General features: G+C 60.6%; 18 protein-coding genes. 9 read left to right on the forward strand and 9 right to left on the reverse strand.

The window, feature by feature from the left end; genetic code table 11:
• Window positions 1-2: 2 nt before the first annotated feature.
• The 5 genes from HFK74_RS20295 to HFK74_RS20315 form a co-directional block, all read right to left on the reverse strand.
• Window positions 3-1,205: a pyridoxal phosphate-dependent aminotransferase gene (locus HFK74_RS20295; RefSeq protein WP_180205041.1), complete on the reverse strand. Its 1,203-nt coding sequence runs from the start codon at window positions 1,203-1,205 to the stop codon at window positions 3-5.
• Window positions 1,205-2,872, reverse strand: a complete 1,668-nt coding sequence (locus HFK74_RS20300; protein ID WP_180205042.1) for a hydantoinase B/oxoprolinase family protein — start codon at window positions 2,870-2,872, stop codon at window positions 1,205-1,207. The genes HFK74_RS20295 and HFK74_RS20300 overlap by 1 nt, the downstream gene beginning before the upstream one ends.
• Window positions 2,873-2,901: 29 nt before the next feature.
• On the reverse strand, window positions 2,902-4,977 hold the full coding sequence (locus HFK74_RS20305) for a hydantoinase/oxoprolinase family protein (protein WP_180205043.1): 2,076 nt from the start codon (window positions 4,975-4,977) through the stop codon (window positions 2,902-2,904).
• A 169-nt stretch (window positions 4,978-5,146) separates the two neighbouring features.
• Window positions 5,147-5,905, reverse strand: a complete 759-nt coding sequence (locus HFK74_RS20310) for an SDR family oxidoreductase (protein ID WP_180205044.1) — start codon at window positions 5,903-5,905, stop codon at window positions 5,147-5,149.
• On the reverse strand, window positions 5,898-6,647 hold the full coding sequence (locus HFK74_RS20315; RefSeq protein ID WP_180205045.1) for an SDR family NAD(P)-dependent oxidoreductase: 750 nt from the start codon (window positions 6,645-6,647) through the stop codon (window positions 5,898-5,900). The genes HFK74_RS20310 and HFK74_RS20315 overlap by 8 nt, the downstream gene beginning before the upstream one ends.
• Before the next feature lie 118 nt (window positions 6,648-6,765).
• On the opposite strand from HFK74_RS20315, the gene HFK74_RS20320 reads away from it, so the two are divergent.
• Window positions 6,766-7,383, forward strand: coding sequence for a TetR/AcrR family transcriptional regulator (locus HFK74_RS20320; RefSeq protein WP_180205046.1), 618 nt, complete (start codon window positions 6,766-6,768; stop codon window positions 7,381-7,383).
• A 3-nt stretch (window positions 7,384-7,386) separates the two neighbouring features.
• Here HFK74_RS20320 and HFK74_RS20325 read toward each other — a convergent pair whose 3' ends face one another.
• Window positions 7,387-8,322 carry a LysR substrate-binding domain-containing protein gene (locus HFK74_RS20325; protein ID WP_180205164.1) on the reverse strand — a complete coding sequence of 312 codons (936 nt, stop codon included), beginning with the start codon at window positions 8,320-8,322 and terminating at the stop codon, window positions 7,387-7,389.
• A 93-nt stretch (window positions 8,323-8,415) separates the two neighbouring features.
• On the opposite strand from HFK74_RS20325, the gene HFK74_RS20330 reads away from it, so the two are divergent.
• The 7 genes from HFK74_RS20330 to HFK74_RS20360 all read left to right on the forward strand — a co-directional run bounded on the left by HFK74_RS20330 (window position 8,416) and on the right by HFK74_RS20360 (window position 14,593).
• On the forward strand, window positions 8,416-9,357 hold the full coding sequence (locus tag HFK74_RS20330; protein WP_180205047.1) for a DMT family transporter: 942 nt from the start codon (window positions 8,416-8,418) through the stop codon (window positions 9,355-9,357).
• Between the two features lie 271 nt (window positions 9,358-9,628).
• Window positions 9,629-10,051: a nuclear transport factor 2 family protein gene (locus tag HFK74_RS20335; RefSeq protein ID WP_180205048.1), complete on the forward strand. Its 423-nt coding sequence runs from the start codon at window positions 9,629-9,631 to the stop codon at window positions 10,049-10,051.
• Window positions 10,048-10,809: an SDR family oxidoreductase gene (locus tag HFK74_RS20340; RefSeq protein WP_180205049.1), complete on the forward strand. Its 762-nt coding sequence runs from the start codon at window positions 10,048-10,050 to the stop codon at window positions 10,807-10,809. Before HFK74_RS20335 ends, HFK74_RS20340 begins: the two co-directional genes overlap by 4 nt.
• Window positions 10,806-12,053: an NAD(P)/FAD-dependent oxidoreductase gene (locus tag HFK74_RS20345; RefSeq protein WP_180205050.1), complete on the forward strand. Its 1,248-nt coding sequence runs from the start codon at window positions 10,806-10,808 to the stop codon at window positions 12,051-12,053. Before HFK74_RS20340 ends, HFK74_RS20345 begins: the two co-directional genes overlap by 4 nt.
• Complete coding sequence (locus tag HFK74_RS20350) at window positions 12,050-12,841, forward strand: DUF1365 domain-containing protein (RefSeq protein ID WP_180205051.1); 792 nt, start codon at window positions 12,050-12,052, stop codon at window positions 12,839-12,841. The genes HFK74_RS20345 and HFK74_RS20350 overlap by 4 nt, the downstream gene beginning before the upstream one ends.
• Complete coding sequence (locus HFK74_RS20355; protein ID WP_180205052.1) at window positions 12,828-14,093, forward strand: cyclopropane-fatty-acyl-phospholipid synthase family protein; 1,266 nt, start codon at window positions 12,828-12,830, stop codon at window positions 14,091-14,093. The genes HFK74_RS20350 and HFK74_RS20355 overlap by 14 nt, the downstream gene beginning before the upstream one ends.
• 2 nt (window positions 14,094-14,095) lie before the next feature.
• Complete coding sequence (locus tag HFK74_RS20360) at window positions 14,096-14,593, forward strand: DUF2878 domain-containing protein (RefSeq protein WP_180205053.1); 498 nt, start codon at window positions 14,096-14,098, stop codon at window positions 14,591-14,593.
• A 1-nt stretch (window position 14,594) separates the two neighbouring features.
• Here the strand turns inward: HFK74_RS20360 and HFK74_RS20365 are convergent, their stop codons facing one another.
• The 3 genes from HFK74_RS20365 to HFK74_RS20375 all read right to left on the reverse strand — a co-directional run bounded on the left by HFK74_RS20365 (window position 14,595) and on the right by HFK74_RS20375 (window position 16,694).
• Window positions 14,595-15,119, reverse strand: a complete 525-nt coding sequence (locus tag HFK74_RS20365) for a DUF3833 domain-containing protein (protein WP_180205054.1) — start codon at window positions 15,117-15,119, stop codon at window positions 14,595-14,597.
• A 19-nt stretch (window positions 15,120-15,138) separates the two neighbouring features.
• Window positions 15,139-15,684, reverse strand: a complete 546-nt coding sequence (locus HFK74_RS20370) for a chalcone isomerase family protein (RefSeq protein WP_180205055.1) — start codon at window positions 15,682-15,684, stop codon at window positions 15,139-15,141.
• Window positions 15,685-15,818: 134 nt separating this feature from the next.
• A complete protein-coding gene (locus HFK74_RS20375; protein WP_180205056.1) occupies window positions 15,819-16,694 on the reverse strand; it encodes a LysR substrate-binding domain-containing protein in 876 nt (291 codons plus the stop codon).
• A gap of 135 nt (window positions 16,695-16,829) precedes the next feature.
• Between HFK74_RS20375 and HFK74_RS20380 the strand changes: the two genes are divergently transcribed.
• Window positions 16,830-17,180, forward strand: a complete 351-nt coding sequence (locus HFK74_RS20380; protein ID WP_180205057.1) for a RidA family protein — start codon at window positions 16,830-16,832, stop codon at window positions 17,178-17,180.
• The last annotated feature ends 11 nt before the right edge of the window (window positions 17,181-17,191 follow it).

Here is a 17,191-nt window from a genome sequence, read left to right on the forward strand (position 1 = left end):
GCTCAGGCCAACAGGGCCAGCGCATCGCGCATCTGCACGATGGCCTGCTCCAGCTGTTGCCGGGACGTTGCGAAAGACAGGCGAATGTAAGGTTCAAGACCGAAAGCAGAACCCGGAACCGTGGCGACCTTGCCGACCTGCAGCAAATAGCTGGAAAGGTCGGTATCGCTCTCGATCACTTGCCCATCGGGCGTACGCTTGCCGATAAAGGCCGAGCATTTGGGGAAGGCGTAGAACGCCCCTTCCGGCATCTGTAATTCCAACCCTTCGATGGCCGCCAGGCCTTCGACGACCATGGCGCCTCGTGCCTGGTACTCGCGATTGGCATCGCGCACGAAGTCCTGTGGACCGCTCAAGGCTGCCGCGGCGGCCAACTGTGAGATGGCCGAAGGGCATGTGGTGGTCTGCGACTGGGTTTTGTTCATCGCCACGATCAGCTCTTTCGGGCCCGCGGCATAACCCAGGCGATAGCCCGTCATGGCGTAGGCCTTGGACACCCCGTTGATCAGCAGGGTGCGTTCACGCAGCCCGGGGCATGCGGTCACGAACGGGACGAATGGCTTGTCGCCGAGAATGATGTGCTCGTAGATCTCATCGGAGATCACCAGGATCCGCGGGTGCTTTTGCAACACGGCACCCAGCGCCGCGAACTCTTCACGGGTGTAGATCGCACCGCAGGGGTTGTTCGGCGAGTTGAGCATCAGCCAGCGCGTCTTCGGCGTGATGGCCGCTTCAAGCCGTGCGGCATCGAGCTTGAAACCGTACTCGGAACCACAGGGAATGACCTTCGGCACGCCACCGTTGAGCAACACCATATCGGTGTAGGACACCCAATAAGGGGCCGGGGTGATGACCTCGTCGCCCGGCTCAAGGGTTGCCAGGAAGGCATTGAACAATAGCTGCTTGGCGCCGTTGGCCACGCAGATTTCGTCCAGGCCATAGTTCAGGTCGTTTTCGCGAGCGAACTTGTCGACGATAGCCTGGCGCAGCACTTCGTAGCCGTTGGGCGCTGTGTAGTGGTTGTTGCCGTCAAGCATCGCCTGGTGGGCCGCCTCGATGACGTGGGCCGGGGTGTTGAAATCCGGCTCACCCAAACTGAGGTTGATCACCGGCTCGCCCTGGGCGAGCATTTTCTTCGCCAGCACCGACACGGCCATGCTGGGTGAACTCTTGACCGTCTTGACCCGCGAACTTTGAAATTCCATCACTTGGTCCCCTGCCCGGCTTCGTAGCCATAATCGTCACGCGCTTGTTCGGCACTGATGTAGCCAAAGCGCAGGTCACGCTCCACCTCTTCGCGAGGGCGCTGGCGCGGGTCGCCGTAACCACCGCCACCCGGCAAGCTGAGAATCAGGCGCCGATCCGCAGGCACGAACTGCTGGCCCTTGCCGCGCAACAGCGTGCCGTCGTCCAGGCCGACATAACCCTTGGCGCCTTCCTTGCCGCCCTCAAGACCACGAGCGGGATAGAGAATGCGGTCAAACATGGCGCTGAAGCGGAACGAGTAACCCTCGGCGGCGGACACTTCAATCTCCTGCCCCAAGCCACCGCGCAACTGACCGGCACCACCGGAGCCATTGCGCAGCTCCTTGCGCCAGACAATGACCGGCCCGGCATGCTCGGTGGCCTCGACCGGCATGGTGTGCACGCCGCTGGGGAACGCCGTGGCGCTCAAGCCATCCTTCGCCGCGCGCGCACCCATGCCGCCGCTGTTGAACATCAGCATCTCGGCATTTCGCCCATCCGGATTGCTTTCCAGCGGACGGACACTCAGGTGCAGGTTCCACAGCGCACTGGCGCCCTCGGCCGGCACCTGGCCGTGCAGGCATTTGTGCAGCGCACCCAGCACCAGGTCGGGCACGAAGTGACCAAGCACGTGACGCACCGATACCGGCGCCGGGTGCTTGGCATTGAGGATACAGCCCTCGGGCGCCACCACATCGAACGGCGCGAGGGACGCCGAGTTGTTCGGGATCTCGGGGGCAACGATGCACTTGAGGCCATAGCAGGCGTAGGCCTTGGCATAACCGAGCGGTACGTTAATACCGAACTGGCTCATGCCGGAAGTGCCGTTGAAATCGGTCAGGATGCCGTCCGGTCCGACCGTCAGCGTCACCGACAAGGTCACCGGGACGTCGTAGCCGTCCAGGGTCATGCTGTTCTGGTAGGTGCCGTGGGGCAACGACTTGAAGCTCTCCAGCGTGGCCCGGCGGCTGTGCTCCAGAATGAAGCCGCCGATGTGCTCCAGGTCGTCCAGGCGGAATTCTTCGAGCATGCTCAGCAGGCGCTTGTGGCCGGTTTCGTTGCAGGCCGAGAGCGCATAGAAGTCGCCGACCACTCGATCGTTCTCGCGCACGTTGTTGCGCAGGATGTTGATCAGGTCACGATTGACCTTGCCACGCTCGAACAACTTCATGATCGGGATGAACAGGCCTTCTTCGTAGACCTCACGGGCATCCGGGCCAAAGCCACGGCCACCGATGTCGACCACGTGGGCGGTACTGGCGAAGTAGCCGATCAGCTTGCCCTTGTAGAACGAGGGCGAAACGATGGTGATGTCGTGCAAGTGGCCGGTGCCCTTCCACGGGTCGTTGGTCACGTAGACATCGCCTTCGAAGATGTTGTCCTGGCCGATGTCGTTGATGAAATGCACCACCGCCTCGGCCATGGTGTTGACGTGTCCCGGGGTGCCCGTTACCGCCTGGGCGAGCATGTTGCCGGCACGGTCGAAGACGCCGGCGGACAAGTCGCCGGCTTCACGCACGCTGGTGGAGAACGCGGTGCGGATCAGCGTCAGGGCTTGCTCTTCAACCACCGAAATCAGGCGATTCCACATCACCTGCATTTGAATATCGATCAAGGTATCGCTCATGGGAAAATCGCCTTCTGTGCAAGTGACGCTTAGCGTCGAACAACCAGCAGGCAGCCGTCAGGCTGGACCGTGGCGGTGAAGGAGGACGACACGAAGGTCGACGTTTCGCGCTCGGCGATGATGGCCGGGCCATCGACCCGGGCACCCGGTTGCAACTCCTCGCGCTGGAAGATGCCGGCATCGACAAAACCACCGCTGACGACGTCGAAAACCTCTCGACGCGAAACCTCGTGGGCACGATGCGAGGCGCTGATCTGCTGGACTGGTTGCACCGGCAACAGCGGCGAGCTGGCTTTAACCGACCAACTGACGATCTCGACATCCGGACCTTCGATCGGGCGCCCGAAGAACTGGGTGTAGGCCGCTTCGAAAAGGGCCTTGAACTCCACGGTGTCACTGCTGCTGAAGGGCTTGAATGGCAGGGAAACAGGAATCTCCCAGCCCTGGCCGACGTAACGCATGAACGCCGTGCACTCCAGCTCAGGCTCGCCTTCGGGCATGCCCTGGCGCAGGAAACCGATGGCCTCGGCCTTCATGTCATCAATCAGGGCATTGACCTGTGGCGCATCGAATTCAGAAAGGCGCACAAAGGCGCTGCGTACGGCCTCATAACCAAATGGCGCACGCAGAAAACCAATAGCCGACCCGACACCAGCACCGGCTGGCACCAGGAAGCGCGACACGCCCATTTTTTCGCACAGGCGCGCGGCGTGCAGCGGACCACCGCCACCGAAGGTGATCATGGTGTATTCGGCAATGTCCTTGCCGCTCTCCACGGCATGCACGCGCCCGGCGTTGGCCATGTTCTCATCGACCACTTCACACACGCCGTAGGCCGCGGTGACTGCTTCCATGTTCAGTGGCGCGCCGATGACTCGTGCAGTGGCTGATGCGGCATTGTCGAGGGAAAGGCGCATGGCGCCACCGGCGAAGTTGTCCGGATCGAGGCGACCCAGCAACAGGTTGGCATCGGTGATGGTCGGTTCCAGGCCACCACGTCCGTAGCAGGCTGGCCCCGGCTCGGAGCCGGCGCTGTGCGGGCCGACCCGGATCTGGCGCATGCTGTCGATGCTGGCAATCGAGCCGCCGCCGGCACCGATCTCGACCATTTCCACCACCGGGATCGAGATCGGCATGCCGCTGCCTTTCTTGAAGCGATAGGTGCGTGCGACTTCAAAGGTCTTGGCGGTCTTGGGAACCTGGTTTTCGATCAGGCAGATCTTCGCCGTGGTGCCGCCCATGTCGAAGGACACCACCGAATCCAGCGAGTATTTGCGTGCGATGTCGGCGGCGAAAATCGCCCCACCGGCCGGGCCGGATTCGACCAGCCGCACGGGGAATTCCGCGGCGCTCTGCACCGAGATAATGCCGCCGCCGGAGTGGATCATGAACACCGGGCAATCGGCACCGGACTGCTTGAGGGTCACCACCAGGCGATCCAGATAGGACTTGATCAGCGGTTTGACGTAGGCGTTGGCGCAGACGGTATTGAAGCGTTCGAACTCGCGCATCTGCGGCGAGACTTCGCTGGAAATCGACACGGACACATGGGGCAGGCGGAGCTGCAATGCATCGCGCAACAGGCGTTCGTGGGCACCGTTGACGTAACTGTGAATCAGGCCGACCGCGATGCTCTCGTAGTTGCCTTCGGCGACTCGCTCGACCAGCGCATCGATGTCCGATTGTTCAGGGGCGATCAGCACCTCACCGTGCACATCCAGGCGCTCGCGCAGGGTGTAGCGGTGTTCACGCTCGATCAGTGGCGGCGGCAGGGTGATGTTGATGTCGTACTGTTCGAAGCGGTTTTCGGTGCGCATTTCCAGCGTGTCGCGAAAACCTTCGGTGGTGATGAATGCAGTCCTGGCCCCGCGCCGCTCGATCAGGGCATTGGTGGCCAGGGTGGTGCCATGGATCAGTTGGTCAATGTCGGACAGCTTCAGGCCGGCGGCCTCGATGACACTTTTCACACCGGTGAGAATGGCGCGCTCTGGCAGCTCATAGTCGGTAAGAATTTTGGTTGAGTGCAATACCCCGCCTACATCAAGCGCGATATCGGTAAAGGTCCCACCTATGTCCACGCCGACCCGGCATGAAGTAGCAGTCATCGTCGTATCCCCTGAAATTCCTGATTTCATGACAAGAGGCAATCAAGCCCGCTTGAAATGTAAGTTATATGTTGTCTTACAGGTAGTCAAGCATTGTCACTCGGTATTCACCTGCTTCAGACACGGGTAAAAGTGTCGGCCGGGATCGATGAAATCCCGGCCCCGGTCATCAACCCTTGGTCTTGACCATACGTCCACCGCCTACCGCTTGAGAGGTCGGGAAAACCTCAAGGCGAGACACGTCCACTTGCTGTGGCAAGCTCAAGGCTGCCAACAGCAAGGTTGCAATATCTTCCGGCATGATCGACTCATACCCGTCGTACAATTCGGCGCCAGCGGCTTCCATGCCCATGGCGGTCTTGTACAGTTGCGTCTGGACTCGCCCGGGGGCGATTTCCGTCACACGCACCCCGCTGCCGAGCAAGTCGCAGCGCAATGCATCGCAGAACAGGCTGATGCCCGCCTTGGATGCACCATAGACAGCAGCCCCGGGATGCGGCGCACGACCTGCACTGGAACCAATAAAGAATAGATGACCATGGCCACGCTCGATCATGCCGGGCAATGCCTTGCGTGCCAGGTGCAAAGGCGCCTTCAGATTGATATCGAACATGTTGTCGATTTCCGCCGGGTCCATCTCCTGGAACGAAGCCCGGGTGGACAAGACTCCAGCGTTGTTGACCAGCACATCCACCGGGTAGCGCGCCAGGATGTCGGTGAACGCATCGACCTGCCGCACATCGGCCTCGACCACCGTCACGCCCGGCTCCGAACGCAACTCGGCCAGCGCTTCGGGGCTGCGACCGACTGCAATCACCTGCAGACCGGCATCGCGCAATGCCAGGACCACGGCCTTGCCGATACCACTGGTGGCGCCCGTGACCAGCGCCCGACGGTAGATCGCCGGCACCGCTGCTGAATCAGGCATAGATGTAGCCCCCGCTGACGATCACGTTTTCACCGGTGGCATAGCTGTTGCGACTGCTGCCCATCATGACAATCCACTCGGCAATCTCGGCAGGCTCCGCGGCGCGACCCAGCGGGTTGGCCGCCGCCAGCTCGCCGAGGAAGCCCAGCTGTTTTGCGCGCTCGGTGGCGAAACCGGCAGGTGCCACCGAATTGACCAGGATCTGGTCCTTGGCGCAGGCCTGGGCAAAGGATTTGGTCAGGCTGACAACGGCGGCCTTGGTCGCGGCGTAGTGGGCGTTCTGCGGATGAGCCTTGAAAGCGTCGACCGAGGTGACATTGACGATGCGGCCGGTCACGGCAGGTGCCGCCACGTAGGCCTGCATGTGTCTCACCGCGGCGACCATCATGTGGTAAGTGCCCTTGATGTTCACCGCGTTTTCCAGATCCCACTCCTCGTCCGTGATCTCGAAGATGTCCTTGCGCGGATAAATCGCGGCGCTGTTGACCAGGCAATGCACGCGCCCCAGCGCATCGACGATTTGCTGGAAAGCGCCATGGGCGGATTCCTGCCGGGAGATATCGCCGACCGCCGTGGCCACTTCGCAACCCTCGGCGCGAAGCACCTCCGCCGCAGCCGCCATCAACTGCTCATTTCTGTCGATGATGCCGATTTTCGCTGCCCCGCGCTGGCGCATCAGCTTGGCCGTTTCCAACCCCAGACCCGAAGCGCCACCGACGATTACGACCGTTTGCCCATCCATAAAACACCTCCGCGATTAGTCTTTACGTAAGATGCCTGTTGTCTTACATTTGGTCAAACCCAATTTGCCCGGCAATGGCCGGCAAGTACCCCCAGCCCAAAGCACACAGGACAGCACCATGCCTGCGGCCAGTATCTACCCGAAATCCCTACCCGGCAGTGCCCGTGACCGTCTTCTTGATGTGGCGCTGGAACTCTTCGCGACGCGCGGTTACCAGGCCATAGGCCTGCGCGACCTTGCAGGGCAACTGGGGCTGCACGCCGGCTCGCTGTACGCGCATATCGAGAACAAACAGTGTCTGTTGTTCGAACTGATTGAAGGCGCGGTATCCGACCTGCTGGCCGATACCAAGCGTCGCATGCGTGGGGCCAGGACTCAGCGTGATCGCCTGCAGCGCTTTGTGCATGCGTTCGTCGCGTTCAATCTGGCAGAGAAGCACCGTCTGGTGCTGGTGACACGTGAATTCGTCAATTTGACCGATGAGCAACAGCGGGAAATCAACCTGCTCAAGAGCAGTTATGCTGCCCTGTTGAGAGCGATCATCGCCGCTGAACGGGGTGAGAGTGGCTACATCAGCGACCGCACCGGCCTCATCACGGAGGCCGTCATCGGGATGCTATACGGACAATCCCTCTGGCAGAGCACCCAAGTCCCGGAACAAAAACTGACGGACGCCCTGACCCACTTTGTCGTGGGAATCGTCAATGGCGGCAAAGACTCGGCGCTCGAGGCATAAGCATCAAGCAGCCATCGACCCGAGGAGCCACTGGCAAAAGATCTCGGCAGAGGCAGAGCGCTTGCGATGCTTGAGCGACACAAGGAATTCGCCATTGCCTGTCACGCATTCGAAAGGTGTAACCCGCTGCAATTCTCCCTTGGCCAGCGCCTCATCCGCCATGAACGTCCACGCCAGGCCGATGCCCATGCCTTGCTGAACGGCACGATAGGCCAATGTCAGCTGGTTGAAGACCGGGGCTTTATCCCGTGCTACGTAGTCGATGCCAAAGTGGCCAAACCATTGGCGCCAGTCCAGGCATTGCCAGGCGCAGGTGTCGATCTGCACCAGGTTGGCTTGCGATAACTGCTCCAGCGTCTGGATCGCCGAGACATCCAGTGAAGGATGCGCCACGGCATAGACGACTTCCGGCAGCAGGAACTCGCTGTCCAGCGAGGGCCATTCGCCAGAACCGTAGAGAATGCCCACGTCGAAATCATTCAGGCTGGCCTCGTCGAACTCGTTGATCGCATGCACGTGCACGGCGATGTCGGGGTACGCCTTGTTGAATTCGATCAACTTGGGGAACAACCAGAACTGGGCAAGGGCATGGGTCGCCAGGACCGAGACGGCGTTGGATTGATGGACATTGCGAATTCGCGTGACGCTCTGGTACATCGTGGTAAGCAGCATATTGACCGTCATCAGCAGCTCCTCTGCTGCGCCGGTCAAGGTGACACCCCGTGGTTTGCGCTCGAACAGCGCAACGCCCATGCAGTCCTCGAGTTGGCGCATCTGTTTGCTCACGGCGCTCTGGGTCAGGAACAGTTCGCCAGCGGCGCCCGTGAAGCTTTTATGCCGCCCCACGGCCTCGAATGTGATCAGGGTCTCCAAGGGGGGCAAGGTACGCAGGTAACGGTTGATGAGGATTCTCCTGGCTTGGCGACTGCACACCGACATTCCCATGCGGAATGGGTGACCCACTTTTTATCGCAGGTGGCGCTTATATAGCATGGCTAGAATGCCGCTAAATAGCCTGTCAGAGCCGAGAAGATGAACAGTGGGATTGTATTTGCGATATTGGCAGGCGCCATCTGGGGCGGGGTGATTATCAGCCCTTCGTTGCTGCCCGAATTCAATGCCGTATTGATCAGCAGCGTGCGGTTTGCCCTTTATGGGCTGATTTCGCTCCTCCTGGCTTTGCCGATTGCATCCCGCCTGCTCGGCCGATTGACGCGTAAAGACGTCTTTATCCTGCTGCGTTTGTCATTGACCGGTAATGTCCTGAACTACGCGCTGTTGGGTGCCTCCGTACAACTGAGCGGGGTGACGGCGGCCGCTCTTATCAACGGCATGATGCCGGTCGCCATTACCTTTCTGGGGCGTCGTGATGCAGGGTCCCTGCCCCTGACAAAGCTCAAGCTGCCCCTGTTACTGGTATTCCTGGGCATCGTATCGGTCAGCCTGGAACACTCAGGGGCGCGGGCGGCGGGTACGTCACTTTCGACCCAGTTGCTGGGCCTGGCCTGCGGCTTCAGCGGGGTTGTCTGCTGGTCGTGGTACGCCACCCACAATGCCCGTTATCTAAAGCAAAGCCATTTCAACAGCAGCGAATGGTCGACACTGCTGGGCATCGTGACGGGCATCGTGGCTGTCGTGTTCGGCATCGCTGCCTTGATGTTGTTCCCCAACCTGGTACCGGCTCAGGTTGAAAGCAGCCGCTGGGTGGCGTTGCTGTGGGTCTGCCTGTTCCTTGCACTGTGTGGTTCGTGGCTGGCCAATGGGCTGTGGAATGCCTGCTCGCGTCGAATGGCCACGTCGTTGAGTGGCCAGATGATCGTGTTCGAAACGCTGTTTGCCTGTGTCTACGGTTTTCTGTTCAGCCAGCGAGTGCCTGGTTTGATGGAGGTCACCTCGATCGTGTTGCTGGTGGGTGGCGTGGTCTGGGCGGCGAAACGTCACCGCGTGGTCCCGGTGAAACATGCAGAACCGTAGCCGCTGCAGGCAAATCCTACAGTCTAAATAGCTCCGCCCCCTTTTCAGCCCTCCCTTTCAGCCCCTCCAACACCCTGATCCATCTCATCGATCATGCCCAACAGGGAATGCGCAGAACCATCTTGACCCGCCCACCTTGGAAATAGTTGTACAAAAAAATTGACTTGTACAGGCTGCATCCTATTCTTCAAATAGCTATACAAAACTCCTGTACCTGTACAAGAAAAAGACGTGCGGGAAATTCCATGCCTGCCAGCAATGGAGACACGACGTGGCTGATTTCTTGCGATCTTTCGCCAGCGAATTTGCAGCGCTGGACGGCAGCAATCTGCACAGGCTCGAGCAGCTGTACAGTCACGACGTACGCTTCAGTGATCCGCTCCATGAGGTCCAGGGCCTGGCAGCGTTGCAGGAATATTTCACAGAGCTATATGCCAACGTCAGCGAGCTTGGCTTCACGTTCCACGGCCATGACCAGGTGCAAGACGGCGTCGGTTATCTACGCTGGACCCTGCATTATCGCCATCCCCGTTTGCGCCATGGCCAACCCATAGAAGTCGTTGGCTGCTCGTACCTGCTGTGGCACGAGAAGGTGTATCAGCATCGCGACTACTTTGATGCAGGCGCCCTGCTCTATGAGCACTTGCCCCTGATGGGAACGGCGATTGGCTGGCTGAAAGGGAGGCTGGCATGAAACGCATCTGGCTCACCGGGGCCAGCAGCGGTATAGGTGCCGCCCTGGCGGAGATCCTGTTGACACAAGGTCATTTCCTGGCTGTCAGCGCCCGCAATGTAGAGGCCCTGGAAAGACTACACAGGGGTTATCCGCAGCAGGTACTGCTTTTGCCCGGCGACCTGACCGAGCCAGGCGAAGTTCAAGCCATGGGTGAGCGAATCGGGCAAGCCTGGGGCCATCTGGACCAGGTCATCCTAAACGCTGGCACCTGCGAGTATGTGGACGCCGGCGCCTTTGAAGCCAACATGATCGAACGTGTGATGCGGGCCAATCTGTTTTCCGCCGCCTACTGCGTGGAAGCTGCCCTACCGCTGTTGCGCAAGGCTTCGCGGCCGCATCTGGTGGCCGTGTGCAGCTCGGTGACCTACCTGCCGTTACCGCGCGCCGAAGCGTACGGCGCCTCCAAGGCGGCAATGCGTTACCTGTTTCAATCGTTGCGCATCGACCTGGCACACGAGGGTATCGACGTCACGCTCGTCAGCCCGGGCTTCGTCGATACGCCACTCACGCGACAGAACGATTTTCCGATGCCGATGCGTTGGCCGGTTGGCAAAGCAGCCGTCTACATCAGCACCCGGCTGGAAAAACGACCACTGGAAATTGCCTTTCCCGGGCCATTCATTGCCGCCCTGCGCGCATTGGCGTTATTGCCTCAACGCCTGCAACTGACGCTGGGCAGACGCATGGCGCGTCCGGTCACAGAAGAGCCGTCATGAAAATCGCCATCATCGGCAGCGGCATTTCCGGCCTGACCTGCGCCCACCTGCTCAACCGTCGGCATGACGTCACGGTATTCGAGGCCAGTGACTGGATCGGTGGCCATAGCCATACCGTAGACGTTGACGTTCAGGGCGAACGCCATGCCATCGATACAGGTTTTATCGTCTTCAACGACTGGACCTATCCCAACTTCATCCGTCTGCTGGATCAACTCGGCGTGGCCTCGCAACCCACCGAGATGAGCTTCTCGGTTCGGGATCCGCAGACCGGCCTCGAATACAATGGCGGCAACCTCAACCAGGTGTTTGCCCAGCGACGCAATCTGCTTTCACCTGGATTCTGGGGCATGTTGCGCGAGATCTTGCGCTTCAACCGCCAAGCCCTGCGTGACCTCGACGAGCAGCGCATGACTGCCGACACCACGCTGGGAGACTATCTGCGGCAAAACGGCTACGGCCAGCGTTTTATCGAACATTACATAGTGCCCATGGGGTCGGCTATCTGGTCGATGTCACTGGGCGACATGCAGCGTTTTCCGCTGCAATTCTTCGTGCGCTTTTGTAAAAACCACGGACTCCTGTCCGTCACCCATCGGCCGCAATGGCGTGTGGTCAGCGGCGGTTCGCGTCGTTACGTAGCCGCGCTGAGCGAAGGCTTTGTCGAGCGTATCCACCTCAATTGCCCGGTGTATCGGGTGGAGCGTGACGTGGGTGGGGTCACCCTGCACTGTGCGACAGGCAGCCAGCGTTTTGACAACGTCGTGTTCGCCTGTCACAGCGACCAGGCGTTACGGCTGCTGGCCGCTCCCAGCCAAGCCGAGCGGGAGATACTCGGCGCACTGCATTACGCCGAGAACGATGTGGTGCTGCACAGCGATATCCGCCTGTTGCCGAACCGTCGCCGAGCGTGGGCGAGCTGGAATTACCGCCTCGGCGGCTCAGCCCGGCACCTGGCCGCTGTCACCTACAACATGAATATCCTCCAGGGGCTTTCGAGCAACACCACCTTCTGCGTCAGCCTGAACCAGACCGCCGCCATTGACCCGGGCAAAATCCTCAAGCGCTTGCGCTACGCCCATCCGCAATACAGCCAGGCAGGCCTGGTCGCACAGGCACGCTGGCAAGAATTACAGGGCGCCCGGTTCAGCTATTACTGCGGCGCCTACTGGGCCAACGGTTTCCACGAGGATGGCGTGGTCAGCGCCTTGCGAGTGGCAGCCGCTTTCGGAGAACAGCTGTGAACAGCGCGTTGTACCGCGGCTGGGTCAGCCACCGACGGCTGCTGCCGCGCGCCCATGGGTTTCGCTACCGCATGGGCATGCTCTACCTCGATCTGGCGGAACAACCGCAGGTGCTGGGCTTATCCTGGTTCGCCGGGCATTCGCGCTGGGCCGCCTTCGCCTTCCGCGAAACTGACTACCTGCCACTCGCAACGCGTCAGGGCATGACCCTGAGCGATGCAGTGCGCCAGCGCGTGGAACAGGCCCTTGGTCACGCGCCGCAGGGACGAATCTGCCTGCTCACCCAGCCGCGCAGCTGGGGGCTGTCCTTCAATCCGATCAGCCTGTTTTATTGCTTCGAATCCGACGGCAGCCTGGCCGCCATTCTCTGCGAAGTCAGCAATACCCCCTGGCGCGAGCGTTACCACTATGTACTGCCGACCCATGCAACCGGTGAGTCATGCCACAGGGTCGCCAAGAGCTTTCACGTCTCGCCCTTCCTGCCTCCTGACCTGGAGTACCGCATGCGCTTTTCCGCTCCTGGCCAAACCCTGCACGTGACCATGCAGGATTGGCAGGGTGAGCAAAAAATATTTGAAGCCGGCCTGGGCCTGGAGCGTGTCGACCTGACGCGCCAAAGCCTGCATCGCCACCTTCTGGACTTTCCCTGGATGACCGGCAAGACCCTGCTCGGCATTTACTCGCAGGCCCTGCGTCTGCTGCTCAAGCGTCTGCCGCTGTTCTCCCACAAAGCCGCCGCCGGTGAATACCGCACCGCGAACCTGGAGTCTCGCCATGACGAATCCTAGCCTGACCCCAATAACGTGTGGCGCTGCGGCCAACGGGATAAGCGCCCGTATGCTTAAGAAAGGCGTCTTGCGTCAACTGGCGCACCTGCGCCACGGGCATCTGGTGATCATCGTCGACGGTGAGCCACTGAGCTTCGGCCAGCCTGGCGCGGCACCCCATGGCGAAATCGAAGTGCATAATGCGGCGCTCTGGCCAATGCTGGCGGTGAATGGCTCAATTGGCGCTGGCGAGGCCTATATCCATGGGTACTGGAGCAGCCCCGACCTGACGGCCGTGGTCCGGGTATTCGTTGCCAACCTCGAGGTGCTGGATGGAATGGAGCGCGGCCTGGCACGTTTACGCCGTCCACTGGTAAAAGCACTGCACTGGCTCAACCGCAACACCCGCCAAGGCTCGCAACGCAACATTCGCGCGCATTACGACCTGGGCAACACGCTGTTTGAACACCTGCTGGACCCCAGCATGATGTACTCGGCAGCCATGTTCCGTTCCAACAGCGATAGCCTCGAACAAGCCCAGATGTACAAGCTGGAGCGCATCTGCCAGAAGCTCGATCTCAAACCCGGCGACCACCTGCTGGAGATCGGCACGGGCTGGGGCGCCATGGCCATTTATGCGGCCACCCGCTACGGCTGCAAGGTCACGACCACCACGCTGTCGCGTGAGCAGTTTGCCTACACCCGGCGCCTGATCGAAGAGCAGTCCCTGGAAGATCGCATCACCCTGCTGTTGCAGGACTATCGTGACCTGACGGGCAAATACGACAAGCTGGTGTCAATCGAGATGGTCGAGGCCGTCGGCCACCGCTTCCTGCCCACCTACTTCAAACAGTGCGCCCACCTGCTCAAGGACCACGGGCTCATGCTGTTGCAGGTCATCACCATTCGAGACCAGCGCTACGAGCAGGCGAAAAAAACCGTCGACTTCATCCAGCGCTACATCTTCCCGGGTGGCGCCTTGCCTTCGGTGAGCGCCCTGCTGCACACCATCAGTCGCGACACCGACCTGAACCTTCATCACATGGAAGATTTCGGGCTGCATTACGCACGCACGCTTCGCCTGTGGCACGACAACCTGAGGCGCAGCCGGCACAACCTGGAAGCGTTAGGCTACGACCAGGCGTTTTTCCGCCTGTGGGAATTTTACCTGTGCTACTGCGAGGGCGGCTTTCTGGAACGAAGCATCGGCACCGCGCACCTTTTACTCGCCAAACCCGGGGCACGGCCGCAGCCGTTCGGCCTGGAGGCGTGAACGTGCGAGGACGGTTGTTGCTCAACGCAGGACTGTTCCAGATCGGCTGGTTCGCCTGTGTGCTGGGGGCGCAACGGCCGTGGCTGTTGCTGATTGCAATGACCTGCCTGGCCATACACCTGCTTTGGATTTCCAACACCCCTGATGAGTGGCGTTGTCTGTTCAAGGTGTCAGCCTGCGGCTGGGTCCTGGACAGCGCCCTATTGCACCTCGGGGTCTTCCAGTTTCTCCGTGCCACGCTCGTTTTACCGCTCTGGCTGGCAATACTCTGGCTACTTTTCGCAACCACTTTGCGTCACAGCCTGAGCTGGACAAGGCGTCCCTGGTGGCTGGGTAGCCTGCTGGGGGCTGTTGGCGGGCCTCTCTCCTACTGGGGGGGCGCCAACCTGGCAGACGTGGGGCTGCCGCTGGGGGTTTGGCCCAGCGTTCTGATACTCGCATTGATTTGGGCGATGTTGATGCCGGCATTGCACTGGATGGCCGGACAGCCTGCTCGTTGACTCACGGCTGCTTGCGAAAGAACAAGGTGATCTGGCCAACCTCCACGTCGAACTTGGTCATGAACGAGCGATTGATCAGGGTGTTCTTGTCCATCAAGTACATCCAGTCGTCCAGATGAACCTCATACTCCTTGCCATCCACCAGCAACCTCAGCACATAGCTCCAGCGCAATGCATTACCTGCCACCTCACCACGCGCCTCGCCCACAACATCGCCAGCGGTTCCACGCCATTGGCCAGGTCCGGCCGGGGTTAACGTCCACACCCGTTTTTGCCGAGTACCGTCGCTGTACGTAAATGACTCGTCGAGGATCAGCCGGTCACCTTCAGAGTGGCCATTGATCTCTACGTGGAAGCGTTTGGTGACCTCGCCCGAGCGTTTTTGAAACATCCCCCAGGCCTCAACCCGCCCCTCGAAAAATTCGCGCAAATCAAGCTTGGGCGTTTCCTGGCTGTAGGTCTGCACATCCACCCGGCCGCAGCTTGCAAGGCCGATGCACAGCAACAGTAGCCATATCCTCAACATGCGCAGATCCTCAACGGTTTCAGGGGTTCGGGGCGCCCAGCAATTGGGCGCGTAGCTGCGGGTCGCGGGTTCGGGGGTCAAGCCAGATGGCGAAAAAGGCTTCGGCGAAGGCATCGTCCCTCACCACATGCCGCAGATTCTCGCCGAGGTAAAAACGTGCGCCCTCGCCGGGCAAATAGACGCCCGTGATGCGGTCACCGGCGCGCACATCGACAAACGCCTTCTGCATCTCGCGCTCCCAACGGGCCATCAGTTGCGAATTCGGCGGGTTGGGCGACAGGCGCCGGATTTCCTTGATGCTGGCCTCGACCAGATCTTCGCGACTGATCGAGCGACGGTAGGTCAGCTCCAGCGCAAAAGGCACATCCGCACCTGGCGGCTCACCGGCAAGCAGGCGCGGGCTCCACAATTGCGCGCTGTAGATGGAGAAACCGAATACGCGCATCTCCCCGCCCCCCATCCGACGCGCATCGGGCAGGGCCTCGCGCCAATCAGCAAAGAGTCCTGGACTCTGCAGCATCAGAACAAGACAGACAACGTGGCGGATAAAGCGGTCTGTCTTCATAAAGGTGCAAAGGCCTCGACAAGACTCAGGGACGCCTCTAAAAGCTATACCAAATTATTACTTTGTACAGCTAATACCCCAGGTGCGGTCAGTGCTGGAACGCGGCCACTGAAGCGTTCAAGCACTTATGGACATCACTCCCCTGCCACCTCCCTGACAATGTCAAAGAAGGTCGAAAGAATGCGGCGGGAACTCTGTGCCCGAAGGCAAACCAGGGTCTCGGTGAAGCGATGCTGGCAATCGACGATCGGCAATCCCCGAATGCGCGAATCCGAACCGAGCTCGGCCGCCGAGACAACCCCCACACCCATGCCGATGGCCACCGCCTCGCGCGCCGCTTCACGCCCCTCCACCTCGATGGCCTTGCGAATGCGCAAGCCCGCCGTCGCCATCGCCTCTTCCAGGGATAGCCGCGTCACCGAGCCCTGCTCGCGCAGCACCAGGGGCGTGTTGTCCAGGTCAGCCAGGCTGATGGATGTTCGTTGTGCCCAGGGATGGTCGTGGGCGACGAAGGCGAGCATCGGGTCGCTGCGCAGCGGCAGCTTGAGCAACCGGTCATCCTCGATATTGCGCCCCAGCAGCGCAATGTCGGCCTGGTGGCCGAACAACCGCTGCAGGACCTCATCGGTGTTGGCCGTTTCAACTTTCACATCCACACCCGGGTATCGCGCACAGAAGCGCGCGACATAGGGCAGTACATGCACCGGCGCGTCCACGGCCAGGTTGAGGGTGCCCGTCGACAGGGTGCGGTAGTCCATCAACATGTCGTGGGCATCGACGCTGATATCGAACAGGCGCTGTGTCAGGCCGAACAGGCGCTCGCCCACTTCCGTCAGGCGCACCAGGCGTTTGTCGCGGTAGAACACCATCACGCCGTAGTAATCCTCGAGCTTGCGCACCTGATCGGACACCGCCGGCTGGGACAGGCACAGCTGCTCGGCGGCGCGGGTGAAACTGCCATGGGTGGCCACGGCGTGGAAAGCCTTGAGCTGGGTATGGGAGATGGTCATGGGTGGCCTTCCTATAGTTTCAACTTATTCACGCATACGATAAATCGATTTTATTTATGAACAATGAACTGCAAGGATGGATTTCGCAAATGCTTTAGCCGCTGAGCCGCAGCGCTAATCACTCAGGAATGCCTAATGGAAATCGAACGTTTCGCCACGGTAAAACGCCGTTCGGACATGGTCCGGCATGACAACGTCCTCTACATCGGAGGCCAGGTTGCCTCGGACCTCAGTGGCGGTATCGAGGCACAGACCCACGAGGTTCTTTGCGCTATCGAGCAGCTGTTGCTCAGTGCCGGCAGCCACCGCAGCCGGGTGCTTTCGGTGCGCATCCTGCTGGCCCATCGCGAGGACTACGAAGGGCTGAACAGGGTCTGGGACGAATTTTTCCCCGAAGGTCATGCCCCCGCACGCGCTTGCACCCTGGCCAATCTGATCGACCCCGGTTGGCGCGTGGAGATGATCGCGGTCGCCGCCTGCGGCTGATCGCTTCCTCA

It is taken from the genome of Pseudomonas sp. SbOxS1, assembly GCF_013416725.1.
Classification (GTDB): Bacteria; Pseudomonadota; Gammaproteobacteria; order Pseudomonadales; family Pseudomonadaceae; genus Aquipseudomonas.

Excerpts from the sequence above, each read along its gene's own strand:
- HFK74_RS20325 (WP_180205164.1), bottom strand. The coding sequence starts at position 8,322 with ATGTCGGTGTGCAGTCGCCAAGCCAGGAGAATCCTCATCAACCGTTAC.
- HFK74_RS20370 (WP_180205055.1), bottom strand. The coding sequence starts at position 15,684 with ATGAAGACAGACCGCTTTATCCGCCACGTTGTCTGTCTTGTTCTGATG.
- HFK74_RS20375 (WP_180205056.1), bottom strand. The coding sequence starts at position 16,694 with ATGACCATCTCCCATACCCAGCTCAAGGCTTTCCACGCCGTGGCCACC.
- HFK74_RS20345 (WP_180205050.1), top strand. The coding sequence starts at position 10,806 with ATGAAAATCGCCATCATCGGCAGCGGCATTTCCGGCCTGACCTGCGCC.
- HFK74_RS20295 (WP_180205041.1), bottom strand. The coding sequence starts at position 1,205 with ATGGAATTTCAAAGTTCGCGGGTCAAGACGGTCAAGAGTTCACCCAGC.
- HFK74_RS20330 (WP_180205047.1), top strand. The coding sequence starts at position 8,416 with ATGAACAGTGGGATTGTATTTGCGATATTGGCAGGCGCCATCTGGGGC.
- HFK74_RS20340 (WP_180205049.1), top strand. The coding sequence starts at position 10,048 with ATGAAACGCATCTGGCTCACCGGGGCCAGCAGCGGTATAGGTGCCGCC.
- HFK74_RS20310 (WP_180205044.1), bottom strand. The coding sequence starts at position 5,905 with ATGCCTGATTCAGCAGCGGTGCCGGCGATCTACCGTCGGGCGCTGGTC.
- HFK74_RS20315 (WP_180205045.1), bottom strand. The coding sequence starts at position 6,647 with ATGGATGGGCAAACGGTCGTAATCGTCGGTGGCGCTTCGGGTCTGGGG.
- HFK74_RS20355 (WP_180205052.1), top strand. The coding sequence starts at position 12,828 with ATGACGAATCCTAGCCTGACCCCAATAACGTGTGGCGCTGCGGCCAAC.
- HFK74_RS20380 (WP_180205057.1), top strand. The coding sequence starts at position 16,830 with ATGGAAATCGAACGTTTCGCCACGGTAAAACGCCGTTCGGACATGGTC.
- HFK74_RS20305 (WP_180205043.1), bottom strand. The coding sequence starts at position 4,977 with ATGACTGCTACTTCATGCCGGGTCGGCGTGGACATAGGTGGGACCTTT.
- HFK74_RS20365 (WP_180205054.1), bottom strand. The coding sequence starts at position 15,119 with ATGTTGAGGATATGGCTACTGTTGCTGTGCATCGGCCTTGCAAGCTGC.
- HFK74_RS20300 (WP_180205042.1), bottom strand. The coding sequence starts at position 2,872 with ATGAGCGATACCTTGATCGATATTCAAATGCAGGTGATGTGGAATCGC.
- HFK74_RS20320 (WP_180205046.1), top strand. The coding sequence starts at position 6,766 with ATGCCTGCGGCCAGTATCTACCCGAAATCCCTACCCGGCAGTGCCCGT.